Here is a 23,717-nt window from a genome sequence, read left to right on the forward strand (position 1 = left end):
TAGGGGGATAAAAATGAAAACTCGCCTTATTGGAGGAATAGCCGCCCTGCTGGTGGCAATTATTGGAACGGTTCTTTTGGTAAATTACGTACAGAATGCGGACAAACGCGCGCTGGCGGACACGGAAACCGACTCAGTATATGTGGTGGAAAAAACCATCACGGCCGGCACCGGAATCGACAAGGCCGCCGGCGCCGTCGTCCGGAAAGAAGTACCAAAACTGGCCGTGGCCGACGGCGCCGTGACCGACCTGAACCAGGTTGGCCACAAGGTCGCCGCCGTGGACCTGGTGCCCGGCGAGCAGCTTCTCACCACCCGTCTGGTGGACGCCGATGCCCTCTTGGGACCGACTCGGGTACAGGTTCCCACGGGCATGCAGGAGATTACCCTCAAGCTGCCAATCGAACGCGTGGTGGGCGGCACGCTTACCGCAGGAGACACCGTGGGTGTATTCCTCTCTGTGGAGGACTCTGCGGCGAAGGCCAGCGGAACGCAGTTGACCTTCCATAAGGTGCTGGTCACGGCGGCGCAGTTCAGCAACGGCAGCACGGCCACGTCCCAGGAAGCTACGGGCGAGAAGGATGCCACAGCCGGTTCCCTTAACTCGAAGAAGTCCTCCTCCTCGGATGACACCTACCTCATCACATTGGCCCGCAACTCCACCGACGCCGAACGCCTCGTCTTTGCGACCGAATTTGGCAAGGTTTATCTTTCCAAGGAACCTGCAAATGCAGTCGAGTCCACCTCCGGCGTTGTGACCGGCGCAAGGCTGTTCCGATGAGCCGCTTTGTCCTCATCACCCCGAACGCCGACTTCGAGCGACGCATCCAGTTGGCAGTGTCCGGCATGCACGGCTCACTGCGGGTCTTTCAAGCGGACTACCTCCCCGAAAGCCCGCAGGACTTCCTGCGGCAGCTCGTCGGCGAACCACCTGAGGTGCTGATCCTCGGGCCGGGCCTGCCCGTTGATGGTTCCCTCAAGCTGGCGTCGGTCATGGATCTCCAATACCCGGAGATCAGCCTGGTGCTGGTGGTGGAGGAGACCACCGAAGTTGTTCTCCAAGCCATGCGTTCCGGGGTCCGTGACTTGCTCGATCCGGCCGCTGACCCGGATGCCATCCGCGTCCTGCTGGAACGGGCAAGCCTTGCGGCGGCAGGCCGGCGTCGTGGTTTGGCCCCAGGAGCGTCCGAGCACGCCGACCACGGCGAGGGCGGGCGGGTCATCGCCGTCATGTCCCCCAAAGGCGGGGTGGGCAAGACCACTGTCGCAACCAATCTCGCCGTCGGCCTGGGCAGGGCTGCACCGATGAGCGTGGTGATCGTGGATCTGGACCTCCAGTTCGGCGATGTTGCCAGCGGACTGATGCTGGACCCGGAACACACCATCACCGACGCCGTCGTGGGCGCGGCCAGCCAGGATTCCATGGTCCTCAAGACCTACTTGACCGTCCACCCTGCCGGCATCTACGCCCTGTGTGCGCCCAGAAATCCGATCGAGATGGACAGGATTTCCGGTGAACACGTCACCCGGCTCCTGAACCAGCTGCGCGAGGAATTCCACTACATCGTGGTGGACACGGCACCCGGGCTGGGCGAGCACGTCCTGGCAACGCTTGAACAGGCCACGGACGCCGTCTGGATCTGCGGCATGGACATTCCCAGCATTCGGGGCCTCAGGACGGGGTTCCAGATCCTGGCCGAGCTTGGCCTGCTCCCGGAGAAGCGGCACGTGGTGCTGAACATGACGGACCGGCGGGCTGGCCTGACGTTGCAGGATATCGAGGCTTCTATCGGCGCCCCCGTTGACGTGGCGCTGCCGCGTTCCAGGACTCTGCCCTTCTCCACCAACAAGGGAGTGCCCATTCTGCAGGACGGCAGCCGGGATTCTGCCGGCAAAGGGCTGCGCCAGTTGGTGGAGCGCTTCAAACCGAACTGGGAAGAAAGACCCCACAAGAAGCTGCACAGAAGGGCGGTAGTCCAGTGAACCTGACAGACCGGTTCCAGAACCTCCGGGGCGAGGCCAAACCCGATCCCGAGAAGCCACCAGCCGCCGACGTCTTCAAGCCCAAGCCGGCTGCCACAACGCTCGGCAGGAAGCATGAGGAGCAGGCGGCGGGTTCGGCGGCGAGTGCCATGGCAGCTTTGGAGATGCCAGCCGTCGCTTCCGTTGCCAGTGAAGCCCTGAATGCGCTGAAGGAACGGGCCACTCAAACGCTCTACGAACGGCTGGGTTCACGGCTCACAGACTCCGCCCTCGAGGACGAGGAGCTGCACCAGTTTGTCCGCGATGAACTGAAGACTGTCGTGGACGAGGAACAGGTTCCGCTGTCTGGTCCCGAGAGGCAGCGGCTCATCCGCGACATAATCGACGACGTTCTGGGCCACGGCCCCATCCAGCGGTTCCTCGACGACCCCTCCATTACGGAGGTCATGGTGAACCGCCATGACCAGGTCTATGTGGAACGGCAGGGCCGCATTTTCCCCACGGACACGAAGTTCAGTTCGGATGAATCGTTGCGCCGGGTGATCGACCGGATCGTGTCCAGGGTGGGCCGCCGCATCGATGAGTCCTCCCCGCTTGTTGATGCGCGACTCGCAGACGGCTCGCGTGTCAATGCCATCATTCCGCCGTTGGCAGTCAGTGGGCCGGCTCTGACCATCCGGAAATTCGGGCGGGAAGCGCTGACGGTCCACGACCTCATCTCCCTGGGCAGCCTCTCCCCCGAGATGGCGGAGCTCCTGAACGCCTGCGTCGTCGCCCGGATGAACATCATCGTTTCGGGCGGCACCGGCACGGGCAAGACCACCCTCCTGAATGTGCTGTCGGGATTCATCCCGCCGGATGACAGGATCGTGACTATCGAGGACGCCGTGGAACTCCAGCTCCAGCAGGAGCACGTCATCCGGCTGGAAAGCCGCCCGCGGAACATCGAGGGCAAAGGTGAGGTGTCCATTAGGGACCTGGTCCGGAACTCGCTGCGTATGCGGCCGGACAGGATTGTGGTGGGTGAGGTCCGCGGCGGCGAATGCCTTGACATGCTGCAGGCCATGAACACCGGCCACGACGGTTCCATCTCCACCGTGCACGCCAACTCGCCGCGGGACGCTATCGCCCGCCTTGAAACGCTTGTGCTGATGGCGGGTATGGACATTCCGCTCCGGGCAGTGCGCGAACAGCTGGCATCCGCGGTCAACCTGATCGTCCATATCACCAGGATGCGTGACGGCTCCCGCCGCGTCACCCACGTCACGGAGGTGCAGGGTATGGAGGGCGACATCGTCACCCTCCAGGACGCTTTCGTGTTCGACTACTCGGCCGGGAGAGACGTCAACGGCCGCTTCCTCGGGAAGCCGGTGCCGACGGGCGTCCGGCCACGGTTTACGGAGCGTTTCGCCGAGCTGGGCATCGAGATCTCGCCGGCGGTGTTCGGAGCATCCCTCCACGGCGTTGCGCCGGCAAGGGGGCGGTGACGGTGCCCGGCGACTCCGGCGTTTTCGTGGTGGCGCTGGTACTGCTGTACCTCGCGGTCTTCCTGGTCTTCGGCGTGGCCCTCAGGCCAAATTCGGGCATTCCGCTGTCCCGCCGCCGGCCCGACGTCCCCGTTGCCGCCTCGTCCCTGACCAAGCTCACCGACCAAGCTGTGGGGGTTCTAAACAAGGGCCTCAGGAAGCGCGGGCCGGGCCTGCTCACCCAGGAGCGGCTGGATGAGTGTGGTCTCAAGAAGGAGCCGGGCGACTACCTGATCATGGCGGGCGTCATAACGCTGACCGCCGCAGTTATCGGGTTCTTCCTTGGCGGCCTGTTCGCCGCTGTCCTCCTGACTCTGCTGACCCCGCTTGGGCTGCACCTGATGCTGAACGCCCTAGCCGGACGCCGCCGTCGGCAGTTTGACCAGCAGGTGCCGGATACGCTGCAGATGTTCTCCGGTGGCCTGAGGGCCGGGCACAGCCTGCTTCGGGCCGTGGACGCGGCCGGGCAGGAAAGCCAGCCCCCGATGTCGGAGGAACTGGGCCGGATCGTCAATGAGACCAGGATTGGACGCGACCTCGGCGAATCGCTGGCGGATGTGGCGAGACGGACCCAGAGCGAGGATTTCCTCTCCATCTCGCAGGCCATCGAGATCCACCGGGAGGTAGGCGGGGACCTGGCGGAGGTACTGGACCATCTGGGCAATACGGTCCGCGACCGCAACCAGGTGCGCGGCCAGATCCGGGCGCTGAGCGCTGAGGGCCGGATGTCGGCGATCGTCCTCATGGCTTTGCCCGTGGTGATGTTCATCGGGCTGACGCTGTTCAACGAGATGTATTCCCGCACGTTTACCGGCACACTGCCCGGCTACTTCATGATCGCCGGCGTAGTTGTTCTGCTCACCGCCGGCGGTTTCTGGCTCAGCCGGATCGTCAAACCCAAGTTCTAGAAAGAAGGTGGTCATTATGCAGCCTGTGGCTTATGCGGCGATTCTGACAGTGATCGCACCCGTGACTGTCATGACGTGGTTTGTGTTCACCGCCGACCGGGCGGGGCTCCGCAACATCCAGGCAAACCTGGGCCGTGTGTCCAAAGTCAAGGGTCCGGCGCTCAGCGTCAATGAGAAACTGATGCTGGCCAGTCAGCGCATCATGCCGAAGGGCTATGCCGCTTGGTTGGACCGGCAACTCGCGGGCGCTGGCCGGCCCAAGGACTGGCCGCTGGCCCGGCTCATCATGGTCAAGCCGCTGCTTGCCTTGGCAGGCGCCATCCCCGGGTACCTGTTCTTTGCCGGCAGCCCGTCAGCCCAGCGGTTCCTGATCCTGTCGGGTGTTACGGCCCTCTGCTACTTCACCCCAGACCTGCTGGTGCGCAACCGGGCGCAGAAGCGGCGGGACGCCATCCGGCTGGAACTGCCGGTCGCCCTGGACCACATGCTCATCTCGGTCCAGGCCGGCCTCGGATTCGAAGCGGCAATGGGACGCGCCGGCACCAACGGCAACGGTCCAATGGCCGAGGAGCTGATCCGCACCCTCCAGGACATCCAGGTGGGCAGGTCCCGGAAGGACGCCTACCTCGCGATGGCAGAGCGCGTGGATGTTCCGGACGTTCGCAGCTTCATCCGGGCTGTGGTCCAGGCTGACGCGTACGGCGTTGCCATCGCCGGCGTCCTCAAGACCCAGGCCGAAGACATGCGGATCAAGCGGAAGCAGCGCGCGGAGGAGCACGCCATGAAGATGCCAGTGAAGATGTTGTTCCCGCTGATCTTCTTCATCTTGCCCACACTTTTCATCGTGGTTCTCGGGCCGACGGTGATGAGCATCATTTCGATGTTTGCGGGGTAGATTCGCCGCTTGTGGCAGGGCCATTCGGTTCGTGGAACCGAAGGGCCCTGTTGTCGTTTAACAGCCCTCGGCACGGCCCATGACATGCGCATGAATTCCGCAGGAAATGTGCAGTAAACGCAGTAACAACCCCGTTTGGCAAGGCTTGGCACAGGAAGCTGCAAGATCGGGGTCGGGCCCCGAATTCCCTTGCTAACTTTTTTACAGAGCTGGTGATGGACCAGCTTCCCAACACTCGCTCAGGAGTAAAAATGCTTGCTTTCTTCTCTAACGCTGCTGCCCGTGTCCGCCGTGACGAAAAGGGCGCAACCGCCGTCGAATACGGCATCATGGTTTCTCTCATCGCTGTGGTGATTATTGTCGCCGTAAACTTTCTCAGCGGCGGCCTGAAGGACACCTTCAACCAGGTCGGTTGCAAGGTCCAGGGGAACAAGACCTACAGCGCGGCCGCTAACAGCAACGCAGGCGGCTGCGTCTAGTAGCCGTTCCGCCATCGCGGGCAGGTTTCCTCCGGCGACTAGTTTCTTTGGCGGGCAGGGTGGTGCATCTGTCGCCACCCTGCCCGGCTACTTGATCAACAAAAAAATGAAGGATCCTGGCATGTCAAGGGCATCCGAAGGTGGAGCTGTTGCGGTTGAATTCGCGCTCTTAGCACCCGTTCTTATCATGCTCCTCCTCGGGATCATGGAATTTGGCCGCGCGTACAACGCCCAAATCTTGCTAACCAGTGCCGCTCGGGAAGGGGTCAGAGTAATGGCCATCACCAACGACAGCGCTCTGGCCTCGGCTGCCGCCATCAGACTAGAACCAGCGGTTGCAGACGGAAGCGTCAATTTTAGTGCCTCGTCTCCGGCCGGCGCCACAAAGTGCTCGGCAGGAGCACAAATTTCTGTGACGGTCTCCTACCCCCTACAAACGATGACTGGAATAGCTGGACCGTTTGTGATGACAGGAAAAGGAACTATGCTGTGCGGCGGTTAGCCCCCTCCGGGGACAGAGAGCGCGGGGGAATCGCTGTAATTGTCGCCATTGTGATGGTCGCACTTCTGGGTTTTGCCGCCATTTCAATCGACATTGCGCGGCTTTACTCCGAACGCGCACAATTACAAAACGGGTCGGACGCGGCGGCTTTGATGATCGCACGGGCTTGCGCTGCAGGGGCACCGGCTGAAGATTGCGCGCCGGTCCCGTCCCAAAATGTTCGGACCCTGGTAAACGGAAATGCTGTCGACGGTCTAACCAACGTAGATTCGATCGCTGTAGATAAGGCTTCCCGAACAGTTCAAGTGACCACGGGAGCCAAAGAAACCGGCGGTTCGTCCAACTCCGTCTCGATGTTTTTTGCCGGGGTCCTGGGAATCGCAAATCAAAAGGTGCTGGCCAGCTCGAGCGTCCAGTGGGGCACACCGGTCAAGGGCGTCATGGCACTGCCCCTGGCAGTTGCCGAATGCAAATTCGACCTCAGTCTCGGTTCCCAAACAGCCTCGGAACAGATTCTTGAATTCGGCTCGGGCTGCGGAAGAGTTCCAGGTGGTTTCGGCTGGATCGCTAGTACCGGAACCCAATGCGGCCTCACTATGAGCCTCGGCACGGAGGGTGACGCTTCCACCTGGTTCTCCAGTGATCCGGGGGCCAGCGCACCGTCCCGATGTTCTGCGGTGGACCTTAGCCAAATGAACGACCAGACGGTTCTCCTGCCGCTGTATGACAAGACTGCAGACACAGGTGCTAACGCGGGCTACTTCGTGAAGGGTTTCGCCGCCTTTCATGTGACCGGTTATAACTTCGCAGACGACGCGTGGCCAAAGGGATCGAAGCTGAAGAACAAAACCATTCGGGGCTACTTCGAAAAATTTGTGTCTATTTCTCAAGCCCTTGAACTCGGAAATGCAACGGATTACGGCGCTAGCGTCGTAAAACTGACGAGCTAGTCTTCGCCGTCACACAAACTCAGCCAGTTCTCATGCAATTAACAGGAGCAGTTTCGTGAACTCTAGGTTATTGGCAGGCGCGGCAGCAGTCATCCTCGCTCTCGTAGGTGCCATGCTGGTGATAACCTACGCTGAGGGCGCAGACCGGCGGGCCGTTCAGGACCTCGAACCCGTAGACGTCCTTGTGGTAAAGGCTGCTGTTCCCGCCGGAACTCCTGTGGAATCCATGGCTGCTTCTCTCATCACTCAGCAAGTGCCATCGTCTGCTGTCACCGGTTCCTCCTTAAAATCGCTAGACGAATCTAAGGGCAAGGTTGCCGCCGTGGACCTGGTTCCGGGCGAACAGCTCGTCGCCGAGCGTCTGGTGGCTCCCGAAGACGTCAAGACTGCAGGGTCTGTGAGCATTCCGGCAGGCCTGCAGGAGGTTTCTTTCCAGCTTGAGCCGGACCGGGTTGTGGGCGGCAGGCTGGCCCCGGGCGATCACGTAGGCGTCTTCGTCAACTTGGATAAAGGCGGACTGGAGAGCAAGCCCGACGCCGAAGCCACCAAGCTGACGGTCCGCAAGGCTTTGGTAACGGCTGTCCAGCGCGCTCCCGAGCCGGCAGCCACTGCCCAGCCCGCACCCACGGCGAGCGCTGACCCCAACGCCGCTGACCCGCAGGACACCACTCTTCCCACGGGCTCCCTCATGCTGACTGTTGCCGTGAGTGATGTGGACGCGGCCAAGATCGTCTTCGCCGCGGAATACGCCAAGATGTGGCTCAGCAAGGAGCCCACCAACGCCAAGGACAGCGGTCCCCGTATCATCCAGCGCACCGAGGTGTACAAGTGAGCCGCTTCGTCCTGATCACCCCGAACGCAGACTTCGACAGCCGCCTGCGGCAGGCCGTAACCGGCGGGCTGCAGGGCGACGTCAAGACATTCCTCACGAACGTCCTGCCGGCCGGCCCCTACGATCTGTTCGCCCAGCTCAACCAGGAACAGCCCGAGGTCCTCATCCTCGGTCCTGATGTGCCCCTCGACGAGGCTCTACGACTTGCTACGGTGCTTGATGTGCAGGTGCCGGACCTGACGGTTCTCCTGGTCAGCGAACCTGATCCGGAGCTGATCTTGCAGGCCATGCGCGCCGGCGTCCGGGACATTTTCAGCCCATCCGCCGACCCCGCCCAGATGCGCGTGCTGCTGGAGCGCGCTTGCCAGTCCTTCGCCAGCCGCCACAGGCTTGACCAGCCGAGGCAGTCTGAAAGCAGCAAGGGAAGAGTGATCGGCGTCTTCTCCCCCAAAGGCGGAGTGGGCAAGACCACCATCGCCACCAATCTTGCGGTAGGCCTGGGCAAGGTTGCACCGATGAGCGTGGTGGTGGTGGACCTCGACCTGCAGTTTGGCGACGTCGCCTCCGGCCTCTACCTCAATCCTGAGCACACCGTCACAGACGCCGTCTCACCCGCTGCTAGCCAGGACACCCTGGTGCTCAAGGCGTTCCTGACGGTTCACCCCTCAAGCATCTACGCCCTGTGCGCACCCGACAATCCTGTCGAGGCCGACCACATCGCGCCCGAACAGGTCACCCGGCTGCTCGAGCAGTTGGCAGACGAATTCCAGTACGTAGTAGTTGACACCGCCCCCGGCTTGCCGGAGATAGGACTGGCTGCCATGGAGGCGTGCACCGACGTGGTTTGGGTGAGCGCCATGGACATTCCCAGCGTTCGGGGCCTCCGTTCAGGGCTGGACATCCTCCGCCAGCTCGATGTTCTACCCGAAGGAAGACACGTGGTCCTGAACATGGCGGATGCCAAATGCGGACTGTCCGTCCAGGACGTCGAATCCACCATTGGTGCTCCCGTCGATGTCAGCGTTCCGCGTTCCCGTGCCGTGACATTCTCTACCAACCGCGGGGTGCCGGTACTGCAGGAAGCCAAAAGGGATCCGGCGGTCAAGGGACTAAATCAGCTGGTGGAGCGGTTCAGCCCCCGTGGCCAGGCCAAGGGCCAGCGGCGAAGCCACCGACGGGTAGTGGTCTAGATGAAGCTGTCCGAACGTATTCAGGTGGCCCAGGCAAAATCCCAGCCTGGCGCTGCCGCGGCTACGGTGGCCGCCGCTGTGCCTTCCTCGTCTGTCGAAGCTCCGGCGGCGGCCCAGCCAGGGGCAGCGGGAAAAGCCTCGGTGGCGCGCTCTCAGGCAGGCCCAGCTGCATCTTCGTCACGTCATGAACCCAACAAGCCACAACCAGTGCGGCAGGAGTTGTCACCGAAGCTCCCGCAGGCATCTGCAGCCAAGAGCGAGGTGTTCAAGCCGAAGCCTCAGCAACCTGTGGACGTCTTCGCAGCTCTCAAACAGCGCGCGGCAACCGACCTGTTCGAAAAAATGGGGGCCAGGTTCAATGATTCCGCCATTACCGAACAGGAGCTTCGGAGCACTGCACGGGAAGAGCTGATCCGCATCATCGACGCCGAACAGGTGCCGCTGACAGCAGAGGAGCGCACCCGTCTCGTGGCAGACGTGGCCGACGACGTGCTGGGCTACGGCCCGCTGCAGCGGCTGCTGGATGACTCCGCCGTCACTGAAATCATGGTGAACCGGATGGACCAGATCTACGTGGAACGCAAGGGCCAGCTGACTTTGACCGAGTCGCGGTTCAGCTCGGAAGAGCACCTGCGGAAGGTCATTGAGCGCATCGTTTCCAAAGTGGGCAGGCGCATTGACGAATCCTCACCGCTGGTTGACGCGCGACTCGAAGACGGCTCCCGTGTGAACGCTGTTATTCCTCCGCTCGCCGTCGGCGGTTCCTCGCTGACCATCCGTAAGTTCAGCAAGGTCCCACTCACCGTCCAGAACCTGATCGACTTCGGGACACTCACGCCCGAGATGGCGGAGCTGCTTAACGCCTGCGTCAAGGCCAAACTAAACATCATCGTCTCCGGCGGTACCGGCACGGGCAAGACCACCCTTCTCAACGTCCTGTCCTCCTTCCTGCCGACCGATGAGCGCATCGTGACCATCGAGGACGCAGTCGAACTGCAGATCCAGCAAGAACATGTGGTTCGGCTGGAAAGCCGCCCGCCCAACACCGAAGGCAAGGGAGAAGTGACCATCCGCGAACTGCTGCGCAACTCGCTCCGCATGCGGCCGGACCGCATCGTGGTGGGCGAAGTCCGTGGCGGGGAGTCCCTGGACATGCTCCAGGCCATGAATACCGGCCACGACGGCTCGCTCTCCACCGTCCACTCCAACTCGCCGCGCGACGCCGTGGCTCGTCTGGAAACCCTGGTCCTCATGGCGGGAATGGACCTGCCGCTGCGCGCCATCCGTGAGCAGATCGCCTCCGCGGTGAACCTCATCGTCCAGATCTCGCGTCTCCGGGACGGCTCCCGGCGCATCACGCACGTGACCGAGGTGCAGGGCATGGAGGGCGACATTGTCACGCTCCAGGACGCCTTCGTCTTCGACTACTCTGCGGGAGTTGACCAGCACGGTAGGTTCCTCGGCAAGCCTGTCCCCACCGGCATCCGCCCCCGCTTCATCGACCGCTTTGAAGACCTCGGTATCCACGTCTCGGCCGGCGTCTTCGGAGCGCCCGCGGCTTCTCCGGAAAGGCACTGAGTCATGATGGTCGCACTGGGCGTTATCCTCGTCGTTGCCGCGGTGGTACTGGGCGGAGTAGCCGTGCTGATTCCGCGCACGCCCACCGTGCCGCTTGACCGGCGTCGTCCCTTCCGTGCGGAGGCGGACTCGCAGCTGACGCGCTTCGCCGGCAATGCAGTAGAGTCCATCGACCGCGTGCTTGCCAAGAGAAATGTCCGGTATTTCAACCGGGAAAGCATGGAGAATGCCGGTCTCCGGCTTAGCCAGGCGGAATTTATCCTGCTGATCATGGTGGGCGCCTTCGTCGGCGCCCTTATTGGACTTGTCGTCGCTGGGCCGCTACTGGCGGTCCTACTGGTCATCGCGGCCCCCTTCGTGGGGCATCTGGTACTGGGCTTCCTGGCCGGCAAGAGGCGGGCCAAGTTCGAAGAGCAGCTCGGCGACACGCTTCAGCTGCTGTCCGGCAGCCTCCGGGCCGGCCACAGCATCCTGCGCGCCATCGATGCCGCAGCCAACGAATCGCAGGCTCCGACGTCCGAGGAAATGCGCAGAGTTGTGTCCGAGACGAGCCTGGGGCGCGATCTGCTGGTCTCGCTCAATGACACTGCAGACCGCATGCAGAACGAGGACTTCGTCTGGATCTCCCAAGCAATCCAGATCAACCGGGAGGTAGGCGGAAACCTCGCAGAGGTGCTGGACCAAGTGAACGAGACCATCCGCGAGCGCAGTGAGATCAAGGGCCACATCAAGGCCCTCGCGGCCGAGGGCAAGTTCTCCGCCTACATCCTCATGGCCATGCCCGTAGGTATTGTCGTCATGCTCTCGATGGTTAACCCCGGCTACATGAACAAGATGTTCACCAACCCCTTGGGCTGGATCATGATCGTCGCTTCAGTCATCCTCATGACCGTCGGCGGTTTGTGGATGCGTAAGATCATCGATCTGAAGTTCTGAGGCAAAGATGGATTTCCGCATACTTCTCGGCCTGCTTCTGGTGTGCCTGCCCCTGTCCTATCTGGTCTGGTCGTTCCTGTCGGTTGACCGGAAGGGCCAAGCCACTGCCCAGGCGATCCTGTCCCGAGGCCTCCAGCCCGCCGAGGTGGAGAAGAAAGCCAACACAGGTCTGCTCGAAAAGATCGGCTACCGGCTCACTCCCGCCGCTTACGTCGGCAAGCTGGACCGCCTGCTCGCCCTCGCTGGACGCCCGGCGAACATGCCGCTTGGACGCCTGCTGGCGGCAAAACCGGCGCTGGGTCTGATTGGCGGCCTCCTTGGGCTGTACATCAGCTCCATCGGAACGACGCCGATCATGAAACTCGTGGGCATCTTCGTCCTGTTCCTGGGCTACTTCATCCCGGACCTGATGCTCTACAGCAAGGGCCAGGAGCGGCAGAAGGCCATGCAACTGGAACTCGCCAACACCCTGGACCAGATGCTGATCTCCGTTGAGGCAGGTCTCGGCTTCGAAGGGGCCATGGCGCGCGCCGGCGAGAACGGCAAGGGCCCCCTCTCGGAGGAACTGGTACGTACGCTCCAGGACATGCAGGTGGGCCGCAGCCGGCGTGAGTCCTATCTCGCACTGGCCGAGCGCACGAACATCCCGGAGCTGCGCAGCTTCGTCCAGGCAGTGGTGCAGGCGGACATGTACGGGATTGCCATCAGCCGCGTCCTGCGGGTGCAGGCCAAGGTGATGCGAGTGAAGCGCCGCCAGCGTGCAGAGGAAAAGGCGATGAAGCTGCCAGTAATGATCTTGTTCCCGCTACTGTTCTTCATCTTCCCGGTGCTCTTCATTGCCATCCTCGGCCCAGCCGTCATCAACACCATCGAGACCTTCGCCGGGCAGTAATGTGGGGACTTCCGCAGATTTAGCTCCACCACAAGGTACCCGCAAGGTTTCCACAGGATCCAAGCTCAATCAGGGTTTTTCCAACCTCAGAAAGTAGCCTTAAGTCATGTCCATTTCAGGTTCCGGAGCAGCCGACAGCAACGCCAGCGGCGTCTGCGTCCCTGCGTCCGGCTCCAGTGGCATGCTTCACGACGAATCGGAGAGTGCCGCCTTGCCCGTATTAGACCTGGACGTCCTTCACGACCTCGAAGATGACATGGGCAGCACCGGAGTGGCACACAACTTTGCTAGGGACTACATCAGGATCTGGGACAAGCGCCGAACCTACCTCGAAGCCTCGGTCGAACACGACGACGCTGACGCAGCCATGGACGCCGTCCTCAGCCTGAAGAACTCGGCCATTATGGTGGGTGCCTCACGGCTGGCTCAGCTGGCGGTAAACCTGGAACGCCTCGTGAAGAGCGGAGACCTGCCCGCTGTCCGCCGGCTGCTGCCCTTTGTGGCGCTTACCGGCGACCAAACCGTGTGCGGCCTCAAGAACGGTTACCTCCCGCCGGAGGCCTAGGCGCCTAGGTGAGCGCCCCTACTCAGCCCGCTTCGGCGCTAGCCGGTACCCCACGCCCCGCACGGTTACGAGCCACCGGGGATCCTGCGGGTCCTCCCGAAGCTTGCGGCGCAGGTTGCCGATATGGACTTCAACGGCCCTTTCGTCAGCTTCGCTGATATAAGTGTCCTCGCCGTAGTACTCGCCCCGCACTACGCGCACCAGATCAGCCCGGGTGCGCACCGCGCCGGTTCCCCTTAGCAGCTCGTGCAGCAGGTCGAACTCGCTCCGGGTCAGCCCCAAGGGCGTGCCGCGCAGGGCGACGGTCCGGGTTTCGGTGTCGAGTGCCAGCCCGTTGTGCTGCAGCACGGCGCCGCGGCGCGAACCGGCGGGAGCGGCGGAGCCAACGGGCCCGGACTCTGCAGCAGACGGAGCATCATCTGCAGAAGAAACACGGGGCCTGCGCAGCATCGCCGTTATCCGGGCCCGCAGTTCCCGCGGCCGGAAGGGCTTGACGATGTAGTCGTCCGCCCCGCCCTGGAGTGCCGTGATGGTGTCAAGCTCCTCATCGCGGCCGGTGAGCATCACAACGTAGGCGTCACTGAACTGCCGGATGCGCCGAAGGACTTCAAAGCCGTCAATGTCCGGAAGCCCGACGTCGAGAGTAATGACGTTCGCCTGGCGCTGCTTGGCCATGTCAACCCCGTCGCGGCCGTTCCCTGCCGAGTGCACCTCAAAACCTGCCTGCTGCAAAACCGCGTCGAGGAGATTCCGAACGTCGACATCATCCTCGATGACCACGGCAACACCAAGATCACCCACCACTACCTCTATCCAGGCAAAACCACCGCACAGCCCAGCGCAATGCGGTAAGCGTTACCAGATTACCTACGCTACAACGTAGAAGGGCCGAAAGAACGAAAATTACCCATATCTTTTAGGCTTACGCCGCTCACCGGCGCCGCCCCCTGCAAATACCGAAGAATAGGTGTGCATAATGGGCATCATGTCTTCGTATAACCACGAGCGGTCTTGGAATTCGGAAGTGCAGGCCACAACCGGGCGCAGCCGCATTGGGTGAGCACGTGCTGGTCCGCGACACGGACCGATTCTTCCGCCGGCTGCGGCCCCGCGTCCAGGTGGCGCTCTGCCAGCTCCCGGTTACGGTCATTCTCGCCGCGCTGGCGATTGCCGCCCCCGCGGTGTGGCCAACGCTGATCGAGAGCCCGGTGTTTATTGCCGCCATCGTCATGATGGTGACGACGTTCCTCGCCTGCTTTCTGGTTCCTTGGGAACGGCTACCGCCCAACGCCTACTTGGTCATTCCGATACTCGACATGGTGGTCATCGGGCTCGCCCGCAACGGCGCGGTTCCCGCCGTTGCCGGACTTGGAGTTTTGGCGATATTCCCGGTGATCTGGCTTTCCAGCTCCGACAACTTCCCGCGCACCACCATATTCCTGAGCTTTTTCGGCACCCTCCTCATCGGCATTCCCACGCTGGTGCAAAAGTTTCCCAAGATTTCACCTTCGGACATTGCCACCGCAATTCTGCTGCCGCTAATGATGCTGGCCGTGTCGCTGGCAATAAGGTTCGCCACCGCCAACGTCCGCCTGCAGCGCCAGCGACTGGAGAAGAAGGATGCTGAACTCCGCGAACTGCTCGTGGAAAGCCGGAACCGCGAACGGCTGCTCAAGACCATCCTGGACACCACCGACGTTGGGATTGTGGCCGTGGATGCGGACGGCCAGAAGGTTCTGGTCAACAACCAGCAGCAAACCTTCCGGCAGGCGGCAGCCCCGGCCGGCACTGAGCAGCCGCTGGAAGCCCAGCAGCTCATGTTCGGGCAGGACCGAGTAACGCCGCTTCCATTGGACAAACGCCCGATCCGCCGTGCTGTGGCCGGTGAGACCTTCGCCGATTACCTGGTGTGGCTGGGCGAGGGACCCTCGCAGCGGGCGGTCGCCACTGCTGCCCGGATTATCAAGAACGACGACGGCGGGTTCAGTGGGGCGGTCGTCGTCTACAGTGACGTCACGGGCCTGGTGGAAGCGCTCTCCGCCAAGGAAGAATTGATCTCCAACGTCTCCCACGAGTTCCGCAGTCCCCTGATGTCTGTGCTCGGGAACGTGGACCTGGTGCTGGACGAAGCGGACGCCTTGAGCCCCGATTCCGTGCGCCGGCTGGAAGTGGTCCAGCGCAATGCCGAACGCCTGCTCTCCCTCGTTTCGGAGCTTCTGGTGTCGGCCTCGGCCGTTCTGGCCGTGCATCCCCGCCGGACCGATCTGGCCGGCCTCATCGAGAACAGCATCGGCTCGGTCCAGGCGCAGGCAGACGCGAGCAATGTTTCGCTCAGCACCGACGTTCCGGCGCCGCTGTGGGCGCACGCTGACCCGCTTCGCATCAGTCAGGCGCTGGACAACCTGGTGTCCAATGCCGTCAAATACTCTCCCGACGGCGGCAAAGTCACCGTCAGTGCCCGGCGTAGCGAATCGTGGGTGCAGCTGAAGGTCCAGGACACAGGCATGGGCATCAGCGAAGAGGAAACTTCGCGTATCTTCACGCGGTTCTTCCGCACCCAGGCGGCGCGCCAGGCTGCCATTCCAGGGGTGGGGCTGGGTCTGTCCATTACCAAAACCATCGTGGAGCGGCACGGCGGGGACATCTCCTGCCAGAGCAAACCCGGCGCAGGCACCACCTTCACCCTCACCCTGCCGGCTGAGGGAACGCCCGAGTCTTGACGCGGGGATCAGGCCCAATCCGGTTTTCCACATGGCCCCGGGGTAGCGTCGTTTTTGTCATAGGCCGATGGCATGCTTTGGGTATGGATAACAGTGCGGCTGCGGAAGCGCTTGAGGCTATCAGTGCCTCTGCCGCAGCGCTGGCTGCCAAGCTCCGCAAGGCCGCTGATCCGGGCACTGGGGGCGCGGACCCTCTGCCGAATTACGCCGATCCACTGCAGGAGCGGGCCGATGCCGTCTTGGACGGGCTGGCCGAGGCGGCCAAACTGGAGGCCCGGGCTGCGGCCCTTAAGGTCCACCTCGCGGCCGAATACGCCGACATTTCCGCGGCCATGGCACCGCCGGCTGAGAGCCTGCGGGACCGTGAGATCCGCCAGATGTCCTTAACGGCCGAAGTAGCCGGCGCCCTGACTGTGAGCGAAGGTGCGGCGACACGGCTGCTTGTTGAATCCGCCGCCCTCAGCCATACCCTGCCGTTGGCGCTGGAGGCACTGCACGCCGGAACAATTTCGTGGCAGCATGCCCGGGTGATGTGCGATGAAACCATCGGGCTGGATCCCGCGTCCACAGCTGGGTTGGAGGCGCACTTCCTGGACCCGGACGCGCCCGGGGCCGCCCGCGGATGCCCGGCCGGAGACTTGGTGCCCTCCAGGTTCCGGGCGAAGGTACGTGCCTGGCGGGAGCGGCATCATCCGGACAGCATCGAAACCCGCCACGCGAAGAGTGCAAAGGACCGGCGGCTGGAGTACACACCGGACCGGGACGGCATGGCCTGGCTCTCGGCGTTTCTGCCGGCGGACCAGGCTGCGGCGATCTGGAACCGCACCACCGCCGCGGGCCGCGCCATGCAAAGTCCCGCCGAATCCCGAACCTTGACGCAGCTGCGCGTCGATGCTGCCGCCACGTGGCTGCTCACAGCAGGTCACCAGCTTGACGGCGCGGTTGACGGCCCGCCCGCTGAGCCGGTTCCCGCAGACCCCGCGCCGGCAGGTTCAACGCCTGCAGGTTCTGTTCCCGTAGGTGGTGCGCCGTCCGGTCTTGTACCGGTCGGCGAGGTGCCGTCCCCCACAGCGCAGGTCCTGGTAACCGTTCCGGTGTTCTCGTTGCTCGGCCTGACGGAGGAACCGGCCATGCTGGACGGGTACGGTCCCATTCCCGCGTCCATGGCCCGCCGGCTCGTCGCCGACGGCGGAACATCATTCCTCCGGGTCCTCACCGATCCTCGGGACGGGGCACCTTTGGAAATCGGCCGCACCAGCTACCGGCTAACGAAGCCGATGCGCCAATGGCTGCGGCTCCGCGACGCCAAGTGCACGTTCCCCAACTGCACCAACCACTCCCTGGACAACGACGCCGACCACATCCTGGCCTGGGCCGACGGCGGCGGCACCGGTGTCGCCAACCTCGGCCAACCCTGCCCCAAGCACCACCGCCTGAAACACACCACTCAATGGAGACCCACCGAGGCAACCCGCGACACACCGCCAGGCTGGATCTCACCATCGGGACGTTCCTACCCCAGCGAACACCAGGACTGGGAACCACCCCACTGGCCCGAACCGCGGCTGGCTCTGCAGGCTGGCCAGGACTGGCCGCTGCCGCCCGACGTGCCTGATGCACCGGACGGGCAAGAACTCGCCGCTTGGCCCGAACCGCCCTCCTGGCCGGAGTCGCAGATGGACCAAGACTCTCCGGAGCTGCCGGACTGGCTCATGCCACCAGGCTTGCCCGAGCCGCCGGACTATTCTGACGCCGTCGGTTTCGAGGGCTACCCCGACCCCGCGGACATCATCGATCCCGACACCTTCGACGGCCTCGACGCCCTCAACGGCGCCGAACCACCACTGCCAACGGATCCTTGGCCCAGCTGGGCATCAGTCACAGCCGCGTAGGAAACGCGTGCCAGTCTGGAGAGGGCCTAGTCCAGCGGCAGGGTCACGGTCACGCGGGTTCCCGCGGCGGGGGCCGACTCAATTGCCATTTTGCCTCCGGCGGAACCGACGGCAAGGGTCATGAGCCTCAGCCCCATGCCCGAGTGCCTGCCGTGGGTCGCGGCCTCAACGTCGAAGCCGCCACCGTCGTCGGTGACGCGGAGCTGGACCGCATGGTTGTCCCCGGAACGGCAGACGCAGCAGAGCCGGACGGTCACGGAGGACGCGTCGGCGTATTTATGGATGTTGCTCAGGAGCTCCTGCGCCGCCCGGTAGAGCAGCGCGGCGGACTTCCTGTCCACTTCCATTCCATGGTGGGGCGCCTCGAGGTGCACGGTGATCCCACGTTCGCGCAGCGGGAGGGCCAAACGGTCAATCGCCCCCGCGACGCCAAGCACGTAGAAATCGACCGGATGCGTATCGGTAAGAACGCCACGGACTGCGACGACGTCGTCGCTTGTTAGTGATTTCATGCCTTAAGGGTGCGCCCGCTGCCTTGTTATTTTCTTGTAACCTTGGCGGCGTGTCCCCCGTTTGAAGGGGCGCATTCTGAGCGTCCTAGAAAGCGGCGGAGCAGCCGCGTTCTGAGCTGCGGCTACGTCCGGACGACGGCCCTACGCCAGGGTGTAGCCGGCCCCGCGGACAGTCTTCAGCCAGCGGGGCTGCCTCGCGTCGTCCCCCAGCTTGCGGCGCAGGTTACCGACGTGGGTTTCGATAATTCTGCCAGCGTCCCGCACACCGGCATCGCTGCCGCCCATGGTGCCCGCTTCCCGCTTCGCAAGACCCAAAAGCCCGACGAGTTCCGCCTTGCTGACAACGCCGCTCCCCCGCTGCAGCAGGATGTACAGGAGGTCGAACTCAGTACGGGTCAGCTGCAGGGCGCGACCGCCGAGCGTCGCGGCCCGCGTTGCGCTGTTGATCGCCAGCCCGTTGTGCTCGAAGGCCTGGGCAGCTGGCAGGCCCTGGGCAACTGGCAGGCCCTGGGCAGCTGGAACGTCCAGCGCTACTCCAAGGCCCCGCGCTACTGGCAGACCGTGGGCCGGAGCGGGTGGAGGCGTGGTCTTCGCCTTGGCCGAGCCCCGCAGCCGGGGCGAAACCAGTGGTGCCTGCCGCGGCGTCACGATCGGCGGGACCGTCAGTTGCCGGGGCCTGCGCAGCATGCCGTCAACACGGGCCCGCAGCTCCCGCGGGCGGATGGGTTTGACCATGTAATCGTCAGCACCGGCGTCGAAGCCCTTTAAGGTCGCTGCAAGGCCGCTTCGCGCGGTGATAATCAGAATGTAGGTGTGGCTGAATTCGCGGATGCGCCGCAGCACCTCATAGCCATCGATGTCCGGAAGCACCAGATCCAGCGTGACGGTGTCCGGCTGCTTGGCACGCACCAGCGCAAGCCCGGCTTCGCCGGTGGCAGCGCAGTGCACCACGAAGCCGGCCTCCCCGAGCGTGGTCCGCAAGAGGGACCTGACTTCCTCGTCCCGGTCGATGACGACAACGACGCGACGATCATTCATCCCTTACCCCCTGTAAGGACCGCATGATTTAAGACTGCGTCTCAGCCTACTAGCCGCGCGGCGAAAACCGGGGCATGGCCCTACTGTCGCACCGCCCGTGTGAGCTCCGCCCGGGCGAGCAGTTCGCTGTCGGAGGGGTAGGCCACTTCCTCGAACACGAGGGGGTGCGGTGCAGCCAGGACCGAACGGGCGTCGCGCTTCCTTGCCAGCAGGCGCTCGTGCAGCCACTCCGGACGTTCCTGTCCCTCCCCCACGTACAACGCCGAGCCCACCAGGGCACGCACCATGTTGTGGCAGAAGGCGTCGGCCTGGACCGTGACGACGATGACGCCGTCCTGCCCGCGCGCAAACTCGAACCGCTGCAGCTCCCGGACGGTGGTGGAACCCTCCCGCGGCTTGCAGAAGGACAGGAAGTTGTGCAGGCCCAGCAGCTGCGCCGCCCCTTCGTTCAGCTGGTCCACGTCCAGGGCCGTCTTGTGCCAGAGCGTGCTGTACCGGCCAAGCGGATCCCACTTCTCCGGGCCGTCCGCGATGCGGTAGCTGTAGCGGCGCCACAGGGCGGAGAACCGGGCGTCGAACCCTTCAGGGGCGACGGCGGCCTTGTGGACCATGATGGCGCCGGTCTGGTCCCCCAGCCCGCGGCCGAGCGTGCCCCGCAGGCGGCGCAGGAGGGCGACGGCGGGATCTACGTCCGCACCACGGTTCAGTCCCAGCCACTCGGCTTCCGTGAGATCCAGGTGGACCACCTGGCCACGGGCGTGCACGCCCGCGTCGGTGCGGCCTGCCACCGTGACTCGTATGGGGCGGCGGAGCAGCAGCTCCAGCGCGCCCTCCAAAACTCCCTGGACGGTACGCCGTCCCGGCTGCACTGCCCACCCGCTGAACGGACCGCCGTCGTACGCCAGATCGAGCCGGATACGCAAAAACCCGCCGCCCCCCAAAACGGGGGCAGCGGGTTTTTGGTGGGTCATAGACTCAAGTCTATGCGAAGGATTTGGCGAATTACTTCGCGTCCTTCTCTTCGGCCGGAGCCTCTTCAGCAGCAGCCTCTTCAGCCGGAGCTTCCTCAGCAGCAGCTTCTTCAGCCGGAGCTTCTTCAGCAGCGGGAGCCTCAGCAGCTTCGGTCTCAACGACCTCTGCCTCGGGTGCTTCCTCTGCAGCCGGAGCAGCAGCGGCGGCAGCCTGGGTGGCCTCGGCTACAACAGCCTGCTTGGCGGAAACCGGATCGAGAACCAGCTCGATGACAGCCATGGGAGCGTTGTCGCCCTTACGGTTGCCGATCTTGGTGATGCGGGTGTAGCCGCCGTTGCGGTTCTCCACAGCCTGCGCGATGTCGGTGAACAGCTCGTGGACGACGCCCTTGTTGCTGATCAGGCCGAGAACGCGGCGGCGGGAAGCGAGGTCGCCACGCTTGGCGAAGGTGACCAGGCGCTCTGCGTACGGCTTCAGGCGCTTGGCCTTGGTGACCGTGGTGGTGATCCGCTTGTGCTCGAACAGTGCTGCTGCCAGGTTCGCGAGCATGAGACGCTCGTGAGCCGGGCCGCCTCCGAGGCGCGGACCCTTAGTGGGGGTAGGCATAATTGTTTCTCCTCATATGGAAGCCGGGAGGCTGCGCACTACGCGGTGCGGGCCAGCCTCTCGGCCAAGATCTGCTTGTTAGAGCTCGTCGTCGCTGAACGCGGCGTCGTCCTCTTCGATGGCTGCGGCGCGGGCTGCCAGGTCGAAACCGGGAGGGGAGTCCTTCAGGGACAGACCCAGTTCAACCAGCTTTGCCTTGACCTCATCGATGGACTTCGCACCGAAGTTGCGGATGTCCATCAGGTCAGCCTCGGAGCGGGCAACGAGTTCACCCACGGTGTGGATGCCCTCACGCTTGAGGCAGTTGTAGGAACGGACGGTGAGGTCCAGATCCTCGATCGGCAGAGCCATGTCTGCTGCCAGGGCAGCATCCGTCGGCGACGGGCCAATCTCGATACCCTCAGCTGCGGTGTTCAGCTCGCGGGCCAGACCGAACAGTTCCACCAGGGTGGTGCCTGCGGAAGCAACGGCATCGCGCGGGGCGATGGCCTGCTTGGTCTCGACATCGACAATCAGCTTGTCGAAGTCGGTGCGCTGCTCAACACGGGTGGCTTCCACGCGGAAAGTAACCTTCAGCACCGGCGAGTAGATGGAGTCAACCGGAATACGGCCGATCTCTGCGTCGCCGGACTTGTTCTGAGCTGCCGAAACGTAGCCGCGGCCGCGCTCGATGGTCAGTTCGAGTTCGAACTTGCCCTTCGAGTTCAGCGTGGCAATGTGCAGATCCGGGTTGTGGAACTCGACGCCGGCCGGCGGAGCGATGTCCGCGGCGGTGACGACTCCGGGGCCCTGCTTGCGCAGGTAAGCAACAACCGGCTCGTCGTGCTCGGAGGACACGGACAGGTTCTTGATGTTGAGGATGATCTCGGTGACATCTTCCTTGACACCCGGAACCGTCGTGAACTCGTGCAGCACGCCATCGATCCGGATGCTGGTTACAGCGGCACCGGGGATGGAGGAGAGCAGGGTACGGCGGAGGGAGTTTCCGAGGGTGTAACCGAAGCCCGGCTCCAGCGGTTCAATGATGAACCGGGAGCGGTTTTCGGAGACGACCTCTTCGGAGAGGGTGGGGCGCTGTGCAATGAGCACTTAGGTTTCCTTTCGGCGAGCATCCGCTATATGACGCAACACAGGTGGTGGAAAATCGGTCTGAGGACTTAACGCGGCGGGCTTGCCCGGACCCGAAACGGGTCCGGGCAAGCTCCGGCTGCGGAAAATACTTAGACGCGGCGGCGCTTCGGCGGACGGCAGCCGTTGTGCGCGGCGGGGGTGACGTCCTGGATGGAGCCAACCTCGAGGCCGGCAGCCTGCAGCGAACGGATGGCGGTTTCGCGTCCGGAACCCGGTCCCTTGACGAACACGTCAACCTTCTTCAGGCCGTGCTCCTGTGCACGCTTGGCGGCGGCTTCGGCAGCCATCTGCGCAGCGAACGGGGTGGACTTACGCGAGCCCTTGAATCCAACCTCACCGGCGGAAGCCCAGCTGATCACAGCACCGGTCGGGTCCGTGATGGACACAATGGTGTTGTTGAACGTGCTCTTGATGTGCGCCTGGCCAAGCGCGATATTCTTCTTGTCCTTCTTACGCGGCTTGCGAACCGCGCCACGAGTCTTCGGGGGCATTTCTTCTCCTACAGAAAGTTATTTGGGGGAAGGCCTTGCTGATCCCACATTTGCCGTCAGGCAAGTGCGGTTTAGCGGGCCTTCTTCTTGCCGGCGACGGTACGCTTCGGGCCCTTGCGGGTACGAGCGTTGGTCTTCGTACGCTGACCGCGTACGGGCAGGCCCTTGCGGTGACGCAGGCCTTCGTAGCTGCCGATTTCAACCTTGCGGCGGATATCTGCTGCTACTTCGCGGCGAAGGTCACCCTCAACCTTGTAGTTGCCTTCAATGTAGTCACGCAGCTCTACCAGCTGCGCATCCGTCAGGTCCTTGACCCGAACGTCAGCGCTGATGCCGGTGGCAGCCAGGGTTTCGTGTGCACGGGTCTTGCCCACGCCGTAGATGTAAGTAAGCGCAATTTCCAGCCGCTTTTCGCGGGGAATGTCTACGCCAGCGAGACGAGCCATAGTGGCGGTACTCCTTGAATAAACCGGAGGTCGTAGGCAGTACACCCGCACTTTCAGTGCGGCCCCAGCCTCCGACCGGGGGTTAGCTGTCCGGGCTCATGCGTCCCAGTTCAGCTTGTGCTGCCTTTATTTACTTGCGTGGGTTAGCAACCCAGGGATTCCCTGACGGGAATTAGCCCTGGCGCTGCTTGTGGCGCGGGTTCTCGCAGATCACCATGACCCGGCCGTTACGGCGGATCACTTTGCACTTTTCGCAGATCTGCTTGACGCTCGGCTTGACCTTCATGGCGTTCCTTTGCGTGATAGCAGTTGGGCCGTTGGAGCGGTCTTAGGCAATTGCCTTGGCCGCCCAACGTTTACTTGTAGCGGTAGACGATACGACCACGTGTCAGGTCATAAGGGCTCAGCTCCACCACTACGCGGTCCTCAGGAAGAATCCTGATGTAGTGCTGGCGCATCTTCCCAGAGATGTGTGCAAGGACCACGTGCTTGTTGGTGAGCTCAACGCGAAACATCGCGTTGGGCAGCGCCTCAGTCACTACGCCCTCGATCTCAATGACCCCGTCCTTCTTGGCCATATCCTCCGCTAACTGTTGTTTGCCACAGCCTTCGGGCTTGCACCATGAAAGACTGCGGACGTTTTTGATTTGATTGACCGTCGCCCTCCGGCCGC

26 protein-coding genes are annotated in these 23,717 nt (G+C 63.3%); 16 read left to right on the top strand and 10 right to left on the bottom strand.

Features of this window, described 5'->3' with window-relative positions; all coding sequences use genetic code 11:
* The first annotated feature begins 13 nt into the window (after nt 1-13).
* From cpaB (ACTHQX_RS06920) to ACTHQX_RS06985, 14 genes are all read left to right on the top strand, one after another.
* The gene (cpaB, locus tag ACTHQX_RS06920) at nt 14-781 is read left to right on the top strand and encodes a Flp pilus assembly protein CpaB (RefSeq protein WP_440156638.1); all 768 of its coding nucleotides are present in this window, start codon (nt 14-16) and stop codon (nt 779-781) included.
* Complete coding sequence (locus ACTHQX_RS06925) at nt 778-1,983, top strand: AAA family ATPase (RefSeq protein ID WP_440156635.1); 1,206 nt, start codon at nt 778-780, stop codon at nt 1,981-1,983. Before cpaB (ACTHQX_RS06920) ends, ACTHQX_RS06925 begins: the two co-directional genes overlap by 4 nt.
* The gene (locus ACTHQX_RS06930; protein WP_440156632.1) at nt 1,980-3,470 is read left to right on the top strand and encodes a CpaF family protein; all 1,491 of its coding nucleotides are present in this window, start codon (nt 1,980-1,982) and stop codon (nt 3,468-3,470) included. The genes ACTHQX_RS06925 and ACTHQX_RS06930 overlap by 4 nt, the downstream gene beginning before the upstream one ends.
* On the top strand, nt 3,467-4,417 hold the full coding sequence (locus ACTHQX_RS06935; RefSeq protein WP_440156629.1) for a type II secretion system F family protein: 951 nt from the start codon (nt 3,467-3,469) through the stop codon (nt 4,415-4,417). The genes ACTHQX_RS06930 and ACTHQX_RS06935 overlap by 4 nt, the downstream gene beginning before the upstream one ends.
* Nucleotides 4,418-4,433: 16 nt before the next feature.
* A complete protein-coding gene (locus ACTHQX_RS06940) occupies nt 4,434-5,312 on the top strand; it encodes a type II secretion system F family protein (RefSeq protein ID WP_440156626.1) in 879 nt (292 codons plus the stop codon).
* Nucleotides 5,313-5,527: 215 nt separating this feature from the next.
* Nucleotides 5,528-5,791, top strand: coding sequence for a Flp family type IVb pilin (locus ACTHQX_RS06945; protein WP_440156623.1), 264 nt, complete (start codon nt 5,528-5,530; stop codon nt 5,789-5,791).
* A gap of 121 nt (nt 5,792-5,912) precedes the next feature.
* Nucleotides 5,913-6,293, top strand: coding sequence for a TadE/TadG family type IV pilus assembly protein (locus ACTHQX_RS06950; protein ID WP_440156620.1), 381 nt, complete (start codon nt 5,913-5,915; stop codon nt 6,291-6,293).
* A complete protein-coding gene (locus tag ACTHQX_RS06955; RefSeq protein ID WP_440156617.1) occupies nt 6,281-7,243 on the top strand; it encodes a pilus assembly protein TadG-related protein in 963 nt (320 codons plus the stop codon). The genes ACTHQX_RS06950 and ACTHQX_RS06955 overlap by 13 nt, the downstream gene beginning before the upstream one ends.
* Before the next feature lie 55 nt (nt 7,244-7,298).
* Nucleotides 7,299-8,075, top strand: coding sequence for a Flp pilus assembly protein CpaB (gene cpaB / locus ACTHQX_RS06960; protein WP_440174558.1), 777 nt, complete (start codon nt 7,299-7,301; stop codon nt 8,073-8,075).
* Nucleotides 8,072-9,265: an AAA family ATPase gene (locus ACTHQX_RS06965; RefSeq protein WP_440156612.1), complete on the top strand. Its 1,194-nt coding sequence runs from the start codon at nt 8,072-8,074 to the stop codon at nt 9,263-9,265. Before cpaB (ACTHQX_RS06960) ends, ACTHQX_RS06965 begins: the two co-directional genes overlap by 4 nt.
* On the top strand, nt 9,266-10,843 hold the full coding sequence (locus tag ACTHQX_RS06970; protein WP_440156610.1) for a CpaF family protein: 1,578 nt from the start codon (nt 9,266-9,268) through the stop codon (nt 10,841-10,843).
* A gap of 3 nt (nt 10,844-10,846) precedes the next feature.
* Nucleotides 10,847-11,779, top strand: a complete 933-nt coding sequence (locus tag ACTHQX_RS06975; RefSeq protein ID WP_440156607.1) for a type II secretion system F family protein — start codon at nt 10,847-10,849, stop codon at nt 11,777-11,779.
* A 7-nt stretch (nt 11,780-11,786) separates the two neighbouring features.
* On the top strand, nt 11,787-12,671 hold the full coding sequence (locus tag ACTHQX_RS06980) for a type II secretion system F family protein (protein WP_440156604.1): 885 nt from the start codon (nt 11,787-11,789) through the stop codon (nt 12,669-12,671).
* A 106-nt stretch (nt 12,672-12,777) separates the two neighbouring features.
* Nucleotides 12,778-13,236, top strand: coding sequence for an Hpt domain-containing protein (locus tag ACTHQX_RS06985; RefSeq protein ID WP_440156602.1), 459 nt, complete (start codon nt 12,778-12,780; stop codon nt 13,234-13,236).
* A gap of 18 nt (nt 13,237-13,254) precedes the next feature.
* Here ACTHQX_RS06985 and ACTHQX_RS06990 read toward each other — a convergent pair whose 3' ends face one another.
* Entirely contained in the window at nt 13,255-14,037 is a 783-nt protein-coding gene (locus ACTHQX_RS06990) for a response regulator transcription factor (RefSeq protein ID WP_440156599.1), read from the bottom strand.
* 251 nt (nt 14,038-14,288) lie between these two features.
* On the opposite strand from ACTHQX_RS06990, the gene ACTHQX_RS06995 reads away from it, so the two are divergent.
* Complete coding sequence (locus tag ACTHQX_RS06995; protein WP_440156597.1) at nt 14,289-15,956, top strand: sensor histidine kinase; 1,668 nt, start codon at nt 14,289-14,291, stop codon at nt 15,954-15,956.
* A gap of 83 nt (nt 15,957-16,039) precedes the next feature.
* Entirely contained in the window at nt 16,040-17,848 is a 1,809-nt protein-coding gene (locus ACTHQX_RS07000) for a DUF222 domain-containing protein (protein WP_440156595.1), read from the top strand.
* Between the two features lie 26 nt (nt 17,849-17,874).
* Here the strand turns inward: ACTHQX_RS07000 and ACTHQX_RS07005 are convergent, their stop codons facing one another.
* The 9 genes from ACTHQX_RS07005 to infA form a co-directional block, all read right to left on the bottom strand.
* Entirely contained in the window at nt 17,875-18,360 is a 486-nt protein-coding gene (locus ACTHQX_RS07005; protein WP_236804498.1) for a sensor histidine kinase, read from the bottom strand.
* A 141-nt stretch (nt 18,361-18,501) separates the two neighbouring features.
* A complete protein-coding gene (locus tag ACTHQX_RS07010) occupies nt 18,502-19,398 on the bottom strand; it encodes a response regulator transcription factor (RefSeq protein ID WP_440156592.1) in 897 nt (298 codons plus the stop codon).
* A gap of 80 nt (nt 19,399-19,478) precedes the next feature.
* Nucleotides 19,479-20,369, bottom strand: a complete 891-nt coding sequence (gene truA / locus ACTHQX_RS07015; protein ID WP_440156589.1) for a tRNA pseudouridine(38-40) synthase TruA — start codon at nt 20,367-20,369, stop codon at nt 19,479-19,481.
* A gap of 31 nt (nt 20,370-20,400) precedes the next feature.
* Nucleotides 20,401-20,976, bottom strand: coding sequence for a 50S ribosomal protein L17 (gene rplQ / locus ACTHQX_RS07020; protein WP_440156586.1), 576 nt, complete (start codon nt 20,974-20,976; stop codon nt 20,401-20,403).
* A gap of 78 nt (nt 20,977-21,054) precedes the next feature.
* Entirely contained in the window at nt 21,055-22,065 is a 1,011-nt protein-coding gene (locus ACTHQX_RS07025) for a DNA-directed RNA polymerase subunit alpha (protein ID WP_003803733.1), read from the bottom strand.
* Between the two features lie 131 nt (nt 22,066-22,196).
* Entirely contained in the window at nt 22,197-22,598 is a 402-nt protein-coding gene (gene rpsK, locus ACTHQX_RS07030) for a 30S ribosomal protein S11 (RefSeq protein ID WP_003803734.1), read from the bottom strand.
* Between the two features lie 71 nt (nt 22,599-22,669).
* The gene (gene rpsM / locus ACTHQX_RS07035) at nt 22,670-23,044 is read right to left on the bottom strand and encodes a 30S ribosomal protein S13 (RefSeq protein WP_003803743.1); all 375 of its coding nucleotides are present in this window, start codon (nt 23,042-23,044) and stop codon (nt 22,670-22,672) included.
* A 172-nt stretch (nt 23,045-23,216) separates the two neighbouring features.
* The gene (gene rpmJ / locus ACTHQX_RS07040) at nt 23,217-23,330 is read right to left on the bottom strand and encodes a 50S ribosomal protein L36 (RefSeq protein WP_009358722.1); all 114 of its coding nucleotides are present in this window, start codon (nt 23,328-23,330) and stop codon (nt 23,217-23,219) included.
* A 70-nt stretch (nt 23,331-23,400) separates the two neighbouring features.
* Complete coding sequence (infA, locus tag ACTHQX_RS07045; protein WP_011775571.1) at nt 23,401-23,622, bottom strand: translation initiation factor IF-1; 222 nt, start codon at nt 23,620-23,622, stop codon at nt 23,401-23,403.
* Nucleotides 23,623-23,717: the final 95 nt, after the last annotated feature.

This window comes from Arthrobacter sp. SAFR-023 (assembly GCF_051965295.1).
Lineage (GTDB): Bacteria > Actinomycetota > Actinomycetes > Actinomycetales > Micrococcaceae > Arthrobacter.

Coding starts and splice junctions, on each gene's coding strand:
- ACTHQX_RS06940 (WP_440156626.1), top strand. CDS start 4,434: ATGCAGCCTGTGGCTTATGCGGCGATTCTGACAGTGATCGCACCCGTG.
- ACTHQX_RS06980 (WP_440156604.1), top strand. CDS start 11,787: ATGGATTTCCGCATACTTCTCGGCCTGCTTCTGGTGTGCCTGCCCCTG.
- ACTHQX_RS06945 (WP_440156623.1), top strand. CDS start 5,528: ATGGACCAGCTTCCCAACACTCGCTCAGGAGTAAAAATGCTTGCTTTC.
- ACTHQX_RS07005 (WP_236804498.1), bottom strand. CDS start 18,360: ATGAAATCACTAACAAGCGACGACGTCGTCGCAGTCCGTGGCGTTCTT.
- infA (WP_011775571.1), bottom strand. CDS start 23,622: ATGGCCAAGAAGGACGGGGTCATTGAGATCGAGGGCGTAGTGACTGAG.
- ACTHQX_RS06925 (WP_440156635.1), top strand. CDS start 778: ATGAGCCGCTTTGTCCTCATCACCCCGAACGCCGACTTCGAGCGACGC.
- ACTHQX_RS06985 (WP_440156602.1), top strand. CDS start 12,778: ATGTCCATTTCAGGTTCCGGAGCAGCCGACAGCAACGCCAGCGGCGTC.
- ACTHQX_RS07010 (WP_440156592.1), bottom strand. CDS start 19,398: ATGAATGATCGTCGCGTCGTTGTCGTCATCGACCGGGACGAGGAAGTC.
- cpaB (WP_440156638.1), top strand. CDS start 14: ATGAAAACTCGCCTTATTGGAGGAATAGCCGCCCTGCTGGTGGCAATT.
- ACTHQX_RS06950 (WP_440156620.1), top strand. CDS start 5,913: ATGTCAAGGGCATCCGAAGGTGGAGCTGTTGCGGTTGAATTCGCGCTC.
- rpsM (WP_003803743.1), bottom strand. CDS start 23,044: ATGGCTCGTCTCGCTGGCGTAGACATTCCCCGCGAAAAGCGGCTGGAA.
- rplQ (WP_440156586.1), bottom strand. CDS start 20,976: ATGCCTACCCCCACTAAGGGTCCGCGCCTCGGAGGCGGCCCGGCTCAC.
- truA (WP_440156589.1), bottom strand. CDS start 20,369: ATGACCCACCAAAAACCCGCTGCCCCCGTTTTGGGGGGCGGCGGGTTT.
- rpmJ (WP_009358722.1), bottom strand. CDS start 23,330: ATGAAGGTCAAGCCGAGCGTCAAGCAGATCTGCGAAAAGTGCAAAGTG.
- ACTHQX_RS07000 (WP_440156595.1), top strand. CDS start 16,040: ATGGATAACAGTGCGGCTGCGGAAGCGCTTGAGGCTATCAGTGCCTCT.
- ACTHQX_RS06970 (WP_440156610.1), top strand. CDS start 9,266: ATGAAGCTGTCCGAACGTATTCAGGTGGCCCAGGCAAAATCCCAGCCT.
- rpsK (WP_003803734.1), bottom strand. CDS start 22,598: ATGCCCCCGAAGACTCGTGGCGCGGTTCGCAAGCCGCGTAAGAAGGAC.
- ACTHQX_RS06975 (WP_440156607.1), top strand. CDS start 10,847: ATGATGGTCGCACTGGGCGTTATCCTCGTCGTTGCCGCGGTGGTACTG.